The 9,986-nt window shown below is 69.7% G+C and carries 11 protein-coding genes; all 11 read right to left on the bottom strand.

Going from position 1 to position 9,986, the window contains the following annotated elements; genetic code table 11:
* Positions 1-1,196, bottom strand: a 1,196-nt coding sequence (locus HY726_04680; GenBank protein MBI4608286.1) for a peptide-binding protein, incomplete at its 3' end; no start/stop codon positions are given.
* Positions 1,193-1,495, bottom strand: coding sequence for a preprotein translocase subunit SecG (secG, locus tag HY726_04675; GenBank protein ID MBI4608285.1), 303 nt, complete (start codon positions 1,493-1,495; stop codon positions 1,193-1,195). The genes secG and HY726_04680, both read right to left, overlap by 4 nt.
* A 7-nt stretch (positions 1,496-1,502) precedes the next feature.
* Positions 1,503-2,282 carry a triose-phosphate isomerase gene (locus HY726_04670; GenBank protein MBI4608284.1) on the bottom strand — a complete coding sequence of 260 codons (780 nt, stop codon included), beginning with the start codon at positions 2,280-2,282 and terminating at the stop codon, positions 1,503-1,505.
* Between the two features lie 104 nt (positions 2,283-2,386).
* Complete coding sequence (locus HY726_04665; GenBank protein MBI4608283.1) at positions 2,387-3,571, bottom strand: phosphoglycerate kinase; 1,185 nt, start codon at positions 3,569-3,571, stop codon at positions 2,387-2,389.
* A gap of 178 nt (positions 3,572-3,749) precedes the next feature.
* A complete protein-coding gene (gap, locus tag HY726_04660) occupies positions 3,750-4,754 on the bottom strand; it encodes a type I glyceraldehyde-3-phosphate dehydrogenase (protein MBI4608282.1) in 1,005 nt (334 codons plus the stop codon).
* Between the two features lie 89 nt (positions 4,755-4,843).
* A complete protein-coding gene (locus HY726_04655) occupies positions 4,844-5,722 on the bottom strand; it encodes a ComF family protein (protein MBI4608281.1) in 879 nt (292 codons plus the stop codon).
* Positions 5,683-6,984, bottom strand: a complete 1,302-nt coding sequence (locus tag HY726_04650) for a tetratricopeptide repeat protein (GenBank protein ID MBI4608280.1) — start codon at positions 6,982-6,984, stop codon at positions 5,683-5,685. Before HY726_04650 ends, HY726_04655 begins: the two co-directional genes overlap by 40 nt.
* A gap of 10 nt (positions 6,985-6,994) precedes the next feature.
* A complete protein-coding gene (locus HY726_04645) occupies positions 6,995-7,360 on the bottom strand; it encodes a TraR/DksA family transcriptional regulator (GenBank protein MBI4608279.1) in 366 nt (121 codons plus the stop codon).
* Positions 7,361-7,438: 78 nt separating this feature from the next.
* On the bottom strand, positions 7,439-7,795 hold the full coding sequence (gene rsfS, locus HY726_04640) for a ribosome silencing factor (protein ID MBI4608278.1): 357 nt from the start codon (positions 7,793-7,795) through the stop codon (positions 7,439-7,441).
* Positions 7,792-8,457 carry a nicotinate (nicotinamide) nucleotide adenylyltransferase gene (gene nadD / locus HY726_04635; GenBank protein MBI4608277.1) on the bottom strand — a complete coding sequence of 222 codons (666 nt, stop codon included), beginning with the start codon at positions 8,455-8,457 and terminating at the stop codon, positions 7,792-7,794. Before nadD ends, rsfS begins: the two co-directional genes overlap by 4 nt.
* A gap of 7 nt (positions 8,458-8,464) precedes the next feature.
* Positions 8,465-9,721, bottom strand: coding sequence for a glutamate-5-semialdehyde dehydrogenase (locus HY726_04630; protein ID MBI4608276.1), 1,257 nt, complete (start codon positions 9,719-9,721; stop codon positions 8,465-8,467).
* Positions 9,722-9,986: the final 265 nt, after the last annotated feature.

The raw sequence follows: 9,986 nt of genomic DNA, 5'->3' as shown, positions 1-9,986 counted from the left end.
TTCTTCCGCTCCTCGTTCCCCTGGTTGGTCCTGATGGTGAACGCGAACGGCCTGCCATCCTTCTCCAGGATGCCGTCGCCGTCCGTATCCTTCCAGCCGGCCTCCGCGAGGAGGGCGCGCGCCTTCGCGGGGTCGTAGGAGAAGCGCATCACGTTCGGGTTGTGGGCCCAGGTCCCGGGCTTGTAGGGACCCGTCGCCTCCCGGGCCAGCCCGAGGACCACCCCGTCGATGATCTCCTGCTTGTTGATCGCGTGGGCAAAGGCCTGGCGCACCCGCCGATCGGCGAACCGCGGATCCTTCAGGTTGAAGCCGAAGTAGGTGTACGCGTTCGCCGGGTACTGGTACTTGGTGTACGCCTTGCGGAAGGCCGGGTACCCGGTCTGGCGCTGGAACTGGATGGCCGTGAGCCCGGCGAAGTCCACGCCCTTGGCCTTGAGCTCCAGGAAAATCGTGGCCTGGCTCGGGATGATCCGGTACACGACGCGGGAGAGGTAAGGGCGGCCCTCGAAGTAGTCGGGGTTGGCCACGACGACGATCTTCTCCCCGCTCTTCCACTCCACGAAGCGATAGGGCCCCGCGCCGACGGGCCGACGGTTCTGGGGAGCCTCGCGGAGCCGACCCTCGACGACGTAGCGCTCAAGGAGGTGCTTGGGGAGCATGTAAATGCCCCAGCTCTCGAGGGCCTGGGCGTAGGGCTTCGGGTACATGACCCGCACGGTGTAAGGATCCAGGACCTCCAGGGACTGGACGGCGAGGAAGTCCTCTTTGTAAGCGGTGGGAGTCTTCGGGTGGATCATCGTCTCGTACGTGAAGCGGACGTCCTCGGCCGTGAAGGGATGGCCGTCGTGCCACTTCGCGTCCTTCCTGAGGCGGAAGGTCAGCGTGAGGCAGTCCTTCGACACCTCCCAGGACTCGGCCAGGCTCGGGACCAGGTTGAAGTCCTTGTCCCGCTTCATCAGACCGCTGTAGATGAGCCCCCCCACCTCGTGGGACGCGCTGTCGGTCGTGATGTTGGGGATCAGGCCCTGGATGTCGCCGATCGAGGCCTGGATGAACGTATCCCCGTAGACAGGCGCCGCGGCCGCCTCGCTCCGGCCATCGGCTCCGCCCTCCACTTCGATCCCACAGGCGGTCAGCCCCGCCAGGGCGGCCGAGAGGAGGAGCGCAGCCGGGGTTCGCGCGAGCGGGGCTCTCACTTGGTCTTGGCGGGCGCCGGCGTCGCGGGCTGCTCCACCGGGGCCGTCTCCTTCATGATCGAGCCGGCGCGCTTGGAGGCCAGCAACGCCAGGCTGAAGGAAGTCAGGATGAACACAATGGCCACGCCCGTCGTGATCTTGCCGAGGAGCGTCGGGGTCCCCATGGAGCCGAACACCGCCTGGCTCCCGCCGCCGCCAAAGGCCGAGCCGATGTCGGCGCCCTTACCGCTCTGGAGGAGCACAATCCCGATGATCGCGAGGCTCACGAACACATGAAGGATCACGAGGAGCGTGTACACGGATGTCTCACTCCTTTGCCGCGGCGGCGCCCCTGGCCGACCGCTTCACGATGGTGACGAAGGCCGCCGCCTGGAGGCTGGCCCCGCCGACGAGGGTTCCGTCGATTTCGGGATCCTGGATCAGCGGAGCCACATTGTCCGGCTTCACGCTCCCGCCGTAGAGGATCCGGACCGCCTGGGCGACCTCCTTGGAAGCGAGTTCTGAAAGCAAGCCGCGGAGATAGCCGTGAACCTCCGCCGCTTGACCGGGCGCCGCGTTGACCCCGGTCCCAATGGCCCACACAGGCTCATAGGCCAGGATACACCGACCGATGCCCTCAGGTGAACACCCCGCCAGGCCGCCGCGGAGCTGCCCCTCCACGACGTGGAAGGTCAGCCCCTGCCGCCGCTCGTCCGCGGTCTCCCCTACGCAGAGGAGCGGCGTGAGCCCGTGCGCGAGAACCGCCTGGAGCTTCCGGTTGATCTGGCCATCCTGCTCGCCCAGGTGCTGCCGTCGCTCGGAGTGGCCGAGGATGACCAGCCGGCATCCCAGATCCGCCAGCATGCCAGGCGACACCTCGCCGGTAAAGGCTCCGCTCGCCTCCCAGTGGCAGTTTTGAGCGCCGAGCCCGATCGTCGATCCCGCCAGGACCTCAGCCACCGCCGCGAGCGCGGTGAACGGCGGACAAAGCACCACCTCCACGCCCCGCGTTCGCCTGAGTCCTTCCCTCACGACCGAGGCGAGGGCGCGGGCCTCGGCCAGCGTCCCGTTCATCTTCCAGTTGGCCACCGCCAGTGGCGTGCGCATTTCAGGCCTCTTAGCGGCCTCCCGCCCGGAGGAGGTTGGGCCCGACCAGGATATCAGGCGGGGGGCGAGGCGCCGCGCGGGAAGCGACCGGTGCCGCCACGGCACTAAGCCTCGGTGAGCACGGCGACTCCAGGCAACTCCCGGCCTTCCAGGAACTCCAGAAAGGCGCCGCCGGCTGTGGAGAGGAACCCGATCTTGTCCCCGACGCCTGCCTGGCGGACGGCCGCGGCGGTCTCGCCGCCTCCCACGACGCTGAAGGCGGAGGAGTCGGCCACGGCTCTGGCGAGCCCGAGTGTCCCCGCCGCGAAGGCCGGCTTCTCGAAAACGCCCATCGGCCCGTTCCAGACGACAGTCTTCGCGCGCTCGAGCGTTTCCTTGAAGCGCGCCAGGGTGGTCGGACCGATGTCGAGCGCCATCAGCGCGCGCGGAACCTCGCGGATCCCGACCGTGCGGACCCCGTCCGCGCTCTCCGGGTCGGCCGCCACGACCACGTCCACCGGAAGCCCCACGCGGATCCCGCGGGCCCGCGCCTCGGCCAGCACCTCCAGGGCGGTCTTCACCAGCTCGATCTCCACCAGGGAGCGGCCCACCTCGTGACCCAGGGCGCGGAGAAAGGTGAAGGCCATCGCTCCGCCGATCAGCACGGAGTCGGCCCGAGCGAGGAGATGCCTGATCAGGCCGAGCTTGTCGGACACCTTCGCCCCTCCCAGGATCGCAACCAGCGGGTGGGCGGGGCGGTCCAGGACGCGCTCCAGCGCCGCCAGCTCGCGCTGCATCAGCAGGCCAGCGGCGGCAGGTTTCAGATACCGGGTGATCGCGACGATGGACGCGTGCGCCCGGTGGGATGCGGCGAACGCGTCGTTCACGTAGCAATCCGCCAGACGGGCCAGGGCCTGAGCAAAGGCGGGATCGTTCGCCTCCTCTCCCGGGTCAAAGCGAAGGTTCTCCAGCAGGAGGCACTCCCCTGGCCTGAGGGCCTGCGCCAGCTTTTCGCAAGTCTCCCCCGCGCAGTCCGGTGCCAGCGGCACCGGCCGTCCCAGGAGTTCCTCGAGCCGCCTGGCCACCGGAGCCAGCGAATAGCTGGGATCCGGTTTGCCGCGCGGGCGCCCCAGATGCGAGGCGAGGACCACACCGGCACCACCCTTCAGGCAGTACTCCGCGGTCGGCAGCACGGCGCGGAGGCGGCTGTCGTCGGCTATGTCACCACCGGCGAGCGGAACGTTGAGGTCGGCCCGAAGGAAGACCCGTTTCGCCTGAAGATCCAGCTGCTCGACGCTCAGCTTGGACATGTTCAAAAGAGCCCGGCGGGTCCTGTCCCGGCGAGCAGCCCCACGGTGCTCGCTCCCGCACACGCGTGGCTGTGCAATGCCCGTTTACCACGTAAAGCGTCTAACAATTGTTTCGCGGTGCGCTCCGCGCCGCGGGGCGCCCCGCTCGCCGTGCCACCCGCCGGACTCGGGCTCGGGGCTAGAGCGACTTCGCCATGTACCGGATCAGGTCGCGAATGCGGCAGGAGTATCCCCACTCGTTGTCGTACCAGGCGAGCACCTTGACCAGGCTGTCGCCGATCAGCGCGGTAGAGGGAAGATCGACGATGGCCGAGTGCGGGTTGCCGGTGAAGTCGACCGACACCAGCTCCTCGTCTGTCGTGTCGAGGATCCCTCGGAGCGCACCGGCGGCCGCCTCGCGGAACGCGTCCCTGATGGCCTCGACCGTCGCTGACCGTTCCAGCTCTGCGACGAGGTCGACCACCGACACGTTGGCCGTCGGGACCCGGATGGCGATGCCGTCCAGCTTCCCCTTGAGCTGCGGGAGCACGAGCCCCACCGCGGTCGCCGCACCGGTCGTCGTCGGGATCATGCTGAGCGCGGCCGCCCGCGCCCGCCGGAGGTCCTTGTGGGGGAAATCGTGGACTGGCTGGTCATTGGTGTAAGCGTGGACCGTCGACGCGAACCCCCGCCTGATCCCGAAGCGGTCCACGAGGACCTTGGCCACCGTCGCGAGACAGTTGGTGGTGCAGGAGGCGTTGGACACGAGGTGGTGACGGGCCGGGTCGTACGCGTGCTCGTTGACCCCCAGCACGATCGTCACGTCCGGATCCTTTGCGGGCGCGCTGATCACGACCTTCCGGGCGCCGGCCTTGAGGTGTCGCTCGGTCCCGGCCCGGTCCCGGAAGACCCCCGTGGATTCCACCACCACGTCCACGCCCAGCTCCTTCCACGGGAGCTGGCTCGGGTCCTTCACCGAGAGAACCCGCACCTCCCTGCCGTCCACGAAGATCGCCTCCTTCTTCGTGATGACCTCGGAGGCCAGGACGCCGTGGACGGAGTCGTACTTGAAGAGGTGGGCCAGGGTCTTGGCGTCTGCGAGATCGTTGACCGCCACGACCTGCAGCTCCTCGGTCGCGAGCGCGGCACGCAAGAAGACACGGCCGATCCGCCCGAACCCGTTCACTCCCACTCGTACCGCCATGGCTCGCTCCCTCGCCCGGTGTGTGAGGATCCTGCGGGCGTCCGGACCTCAAATTATAGGGGCGCTGCCCCCCCGGCGCAAGGCGGGAACTACCCGACTCGCGCAACCGTGAAAACCCCGGCGGCGCGGGCCCCGGCATCCAGCAGGACGCGGCAGCATTCCGACACCGTGGCGCCGGTGGTGAAGATGTCGTCGATCAGGAGTACGTGGAGACCCGCGACCGCGCTGGGTCGGCGAACGGCGAAAGCCCCCCGCACGTTGGCTGCGCGCTCCGCGGCCGAGAGCTCCGTCTGCGAGCGCGTCACCCGAACCCGCCTGAGGAGACCCTCCGCCACGGGAATGCCCCAGCGGCGCGAGAGGCGACGGGCCAGGAGCGACGACTGGTTGAAGCCGCGCTCCGCCTGCCGCGCCGGGTGAAGCGGCACCGGGACCAGGCAGTCCACCGTCCGTCGCGGGACCACGACCTCGCCCGTCTCCGCCAGGAGGTCGCCCAGCGGGCGCGCCAGGGTCGCCTTGCCGCCGAACTTGAGCGCGTGGAGCGCCTCCCGGGCTGTGTCGCGGTAGAGGGCCGCGGCGCGCGCGTAGCTGAACCGGGGACGCTGCCGCGCGCAGGCCCCGCAGAGCCCGGCGCCCGCCGCATCCGACCGCCCGGGCAGCGGCGGGACGTCGGAGGAACCCCCTCCCTCTACCGGACCAGCCGCGTCAGCCGCTCGGCCATCGAACGTCCAGAACGGCCGCCCGCAGCAGACGCAGAACGGCGGGAAGAGTCTCGGCAGGCGCTCCCAGCACGACCCGCACAGCGGATCGCGGCGCCCCTCGCCGAGGCGGCAGTGGCAGATCGGGCAGAGCGGGGGGAAGAGCAGGTCAAGGGCAGCGGTCGCCCACTGGCGCCAGCTTGACGAGGGCTCGCCTACGGGGGTCACGAGGGTCACGCTCTGGAGGTGTTCCAGCGCCCGCAGGCGGCGCACCGGTCCTGCCAGTGGGCCTGGGCGGCCCCACAGGCGGAGCAGCGGTGCGGCCAGTCGAAGCCCTGAAGGAGCTGGAGCGCCTTTCGGTACTCCTCGAAGGCCTCCCTCCCCTGGCCCCGACGCTCGTAGATCGCCCCGAGGAAGCCGTGGATCGGAGCGAGGTCGGGGGCCCGCACCTCCACCTTCTGGAACTGGTCCGCCGCCTCGTCCAGCATCTCGAGCTCGAAGTAGACCCGGCCCAGCGCGAACGACAGGGCCAGGTCCTGCGGCACGCGGTCCAGCGCCTCCTGGTAGAGCGCGATCATCTGGCTGGGCTTGCCCTCGGCGCGGTAGGCCTGCTCCAATCGACGCAAGAGGACCGGGACGGGGGCGAGCTCCGCCGCTCGCCTCCAGGCGCGAATCGCCTCCCGCCGGTCGCCAGCGCGTTCCCACGCATCCCCCAGCGCAAGGTGCGCCGGGAGGAACGTCCGATCGGCTTTCAGGGCCTCGGTGAAAAGGCGGCGGGCTTCGCCGAGTCTCCCCTCGCCCATCCCGGCCTTGCCGATCTCGTAGTGGATGCCGGCGAGCCAGACCAGCTCGGCCGGTCGCTCCCGCTCGCCCGCCAGCGAGAGCAGCCGTTCCTGGGTCTCCAGCGCCTCCTCCCACCGTCCCGCCGAGGCCGTGAGTTCGCGGATCGCGCGAAGCGCGGTCGCGTGATCCCGGTCACGCTGGACGATCTGCCGGTAGGTCGCCAGGGCATCCTCGACCCGGCCCATCTGCCGGTAGTCCCCTGCCAGCGCGAGGAGCCCGTGAGTGCGGTCCCCTCCCGTGGCAGCCTGACGGTCGTGGCTCAGCGCGGCCTCGTGGTCTCCCTGGGCGCGAGCGAGCTCGGCCAGGCGCAGATGAGCGTCGGAGTGACCAGGCTCACGGGTCAGGACCGACTCGTAGGCTTCGGCAGCGCTCGAGGTCCGGCCGGCGAGCTGGGCGTCCACGCCCCGGTGGTAGAGGTCGGCAAGGCCTTCGGCGCGGCGGGCCGGGTACCCGCGCAGCGGGTGGGCGATCCGGTAACCACGGAAGGAGCGGCCGAGGTCCCGCAGCAAGACGCCGAAGAGGGTCAGGCAGACGCCCAGGAGGAAGGCCCCGACCGGGAGCGCCATCAGGGGCAGCTCATAGGCGAGGCTCGGGCTGAGCGCGACGCGGACGCGCGAAGGATTGAACGCGGTGAGGTAGGCGACGAGGGCTCCGAAGAGGAGGACGAGCAGGAGGCCGAGGCGGACCGGCATCGCCGACCCCCTAGCTGGCGGCCATCCGCTCCTCTTCCTCGACCGCCCGCTGGCAGCCGATGCAGTAGCGTGCGAAGGGCAGGACCTCCAGTCGCTTCTCGGCGATCGGCTCGCCGCAACGCTCACACGCGCCGAAGGAGCCCTCCTCGATTTTCCGGAGCGCGGTGGTCACTTCCTTGAGCAGCCGGCGGTCGCCGTTGCCGAGCTCGAAAAGGAACTCGCGTGTGTAGGCGGTCGTGGCCTGGTCGCCCAGGTCCTTGATCGAGTCGTCCTCCTGGCCCTTCCCGTAGAGGGCGCTCTTCCCGACCTCTTCGACCAGCTGCCGCTGTTTCTCGACCAGCTTCTTTTTGAAGTAGGCTAGGCGATCTTTCCTCATCGCTTACCTCCTCGCCGAGCTCACCCCTCGGATTGAGGGCCTACCCTACCACGCCCTGTCAAGGAAATCAACCGCGGCTCACCCTTCCACCGAGAGGACGGGAGCGTCCCCCCAGAGGCGCTCGAGCGCGTAGAAGGTCCGCGTCTCCTCCAGGAAGACGTGGACGACCACGTCCCCGTAGTCCAAGAGGAGCCAGCCGCTCTCCGGGACCCCTTCGGTGTGGCGGACGCGCACCCCCCGGGGCTCCAGTGCCTGCTCGATGGCCTCCACGATGGTCTTGATTTGAGTGGTCGACTGCGCGCTGGCCAACAGGAAGAAATCCGCGACCGCGGAGATCCCCTGCAGATCCAACACCACCACACCCTCCGCCTTCTTCTCGAGGGCCGCGCGAGCGCACAGCCGAACCTTGTCCTCAGCCGAAGGCGAGGGCGTCACCCGTCCTCCCGGTAGAGCCGGTGGGCGTGAATGTAGTCGGCCACGGCGTCGGGAACGCGGTAGCGCAGCGACCGCCCCTCCCGCGCGCGGCGGCGAAGCTCCGAGGCCGAGATCGGGAGCGAAACCGCCGAAACCAGAAGGACCCCGCGGGCCGCCTCGGGTCGCGGGCGACCGGCCGACACGCGGATCCAGCCCTCCTGGCCGAGCTCCTGGAGGACCTTCTGCGCCGGGAGCGCATCGGGGTCGAAGACCGACCCCGTCCGCGGCACCACGACCAGCCGGGCGAGGGCGGCGATCCGCTGGGGATCTTTCCACGAGAGAAGGTCCAGAAACGTCTCGGAGCCGAGGAGCAGGAAGAACGTCGTGGCCGCGCCGGCGTCGCGCCGAAAGGTCTCGAGGGTGTCCACGGTGTAAGAGGGGCCGGGGCGGCTCACCTCCACGTCCGAGATGGCAAAGTGCGGGTTCCCCCGGATGGCCAGCTCCGTCATCGCGTACCGGTGCTGGGCCGGGGCGAGCCCCTCCTCCGACTTGTGGGGCGGGCAGCGGGCGGGCACGAAGCGCACCTCGTCGAGCGCCAGGGTTTCCCGGAGCTCGTCCGCAAGGAGCAGGTGCCCGACGTGAATCGGGTTGAACGACCCCCCCAGAACCCCGATGCGCGGCACCGGGGCGCTACTCCCGGACCTGTCCGTCGCCGATCACCACGAACTTCGTCGTGGTCAGTTGCTCGACGCCCACCGGTCCCCGGGCGTGGAGCTTGGAGGTGGAAATCCCCATCTCCGCCCCCATCCCGAACTGGCCCCCGTCCACGAGCCGCGTCGAGGCGTTGACCAGCACGGCCGCCGCGTCCACTTCGCGGGTGAACCGCCGCGCGCGACCGTAGTGGGACGTCACGATCGCCTCGGCGAGGCCCGAGCCGTGCTGCCGGATGTGCCCCACCGCGTCCTCGATGCTGTCCACGACCCGCACCGAGAGGATCAGGTCGAGGTATTCCGCGTCCCAGTCCTCCACCGTGGCCTGCCGGGCACCGGGAACGAGAGCGCAGGTGCGCGGGCATCCGCGGAGCTCGACGCCGGCCTCCTCCAGACGCTTCACCGCGACGGGAAGGAAGCGCTCCGCGATCGCCTGGTGGACCAGGAGCGTCTCCATGGCGTTGCAGACGCTCGGCCGCTGGGCTTTGGCGTTGACCGCGATCTCGACGGCCATACCGAGGTCGGCGTCTTCGTCCACGTAGACGTGGCAGAGCCCCTTGTCGTGCTTGAGGACCGGCACGGTGGCCTCTTTGGTCACCAGCCGGACGAACTCTTCGCCGCCGCGCGGGATGATCAGGTCCACGTAGCGGTCCAGGGTCAGGAGGGCCATGACGGCCTCACGGTCCTCGGTGTCGATGAACTGGAGCGCCTCCGGAGGTACCCCGGACTTCTCCAGGGCCTTGCTCAGCACGCTCACGATCATCGAGTTCGACTCGATGGCCTCGCTCCCGCCCCTGAGGACCACCGCGTTGCCGGACTTGACCGCGAGCCCCGCGGCGTCGGCGGTGACGTTGGGGCGCGACTCGTAGATGAAGCCGATCACCCCCAGGGGGACGCGCACCCGGCTGATCTCGAGCCCGTTCGGGCGCCGCCAGGCATCCACGACCTTGCCCACCGGGTCGGGGAGCTGGGCGATCTGCCTGAGCCCCTGAGCCATCTCCTCGATCCGCCCCTCGGTCAGGGTGAGCCGGTCGAGGAACGCGCGGGTGTGGCCACGGGCCCGCGCCCGCTCCAGATCGGCCCGGTTGGCCTCGATGAGCGTCTCCACCTTCTCGTCGAGACCCCGCGCCATCTGGACGAGCGCGTCGTCCTTCACCCGCGTCGGGCAGAGCCCCAGCACCCGCCCCGCTTCCCTGGCTGCCCGCGCCTTGGCTTCCACTAACTGCCGGATCGCCATACTCGTATCCATCCTACGCCTCTCCGCTCCTCGCGCCGCCCTGTGCCTTACCGCGCGCTAGAGGCCGGTCCGAGTAATGCTTCTTCGAGCGCCGGCTTCGCCGGCGCAATTGACTCGGGCCTCGCCTCGTGGCTGTCACTTACTCGGGTCTCGCCTCGCCGCTGGCGCAGGCGATGAAGCTGCCTACGCCGAAGCGCCTCGGCTCGATCTGCCACGCCTGCGGCTCGTCGGCAGCCCCTCGGCTCGAACCACCATTCCTGGGGGA

The organism is Candidatus Rokuibacteriota bacterium, assembly GCA_016209385.1.
Lineage (GTDB): Bacteria > Methylomirabilota > Methylomirabilia > Rokubacteriales > CSP1-6 > JACQWB01.
This window is presented reverse-complemented; position numbering and strand designations above follow the sequence as displayed.

What these genes read in the sequence shown, in the direction of transcription:
- HY726_04670 (MBI4608284.1), bottom strand. Translation starts at nt 2,282, where the DNA reads ATGCGCACGCCACTGGCGGTGGCCAACTGGAAGATGAACGGGACGCTG.
- HY726_04665 (MBI4608283.1), bottom strand. Translation starts at nt 3,571, where the DNA reads ATGTCCAAGCTGAGCGTCGAGCAGCTGGATCTTCAGGCGAAACGGGTC.
- gap (MBI4608282.1), bottom strand. Translation starts at nt 4,754, where the DNA reads ATGGCGGTACGAGTGGGAGTGAACGGGTTCGGGCGGATCGGCCGTGTC.
- HY726_04650 (MBI4608280.1), bottom strand. Translation starts at nt 6,984, where the DNA reads ATGCCGGTCCGCCTCGGCCTCCTGCTCGTCCTCCTCTTCGGAGCCCTC.
- HY726_04645 (MBI4608279.1), bottom strand. Translation starts at nt 7,360, where the DNA reads ATGAGGAAAGATCGCCTAGCCTACTTCAAAAAGAAGCTGGTCGAGAAA.
- HY726_04630 (MBI4608276.1), bottom strand. Translation starts at nt 9,721, where the DNA reads ATGGCGATCCGGCAGTTAGTGGAAGCCAAGGCGCGGGCAGCCAGGGAA.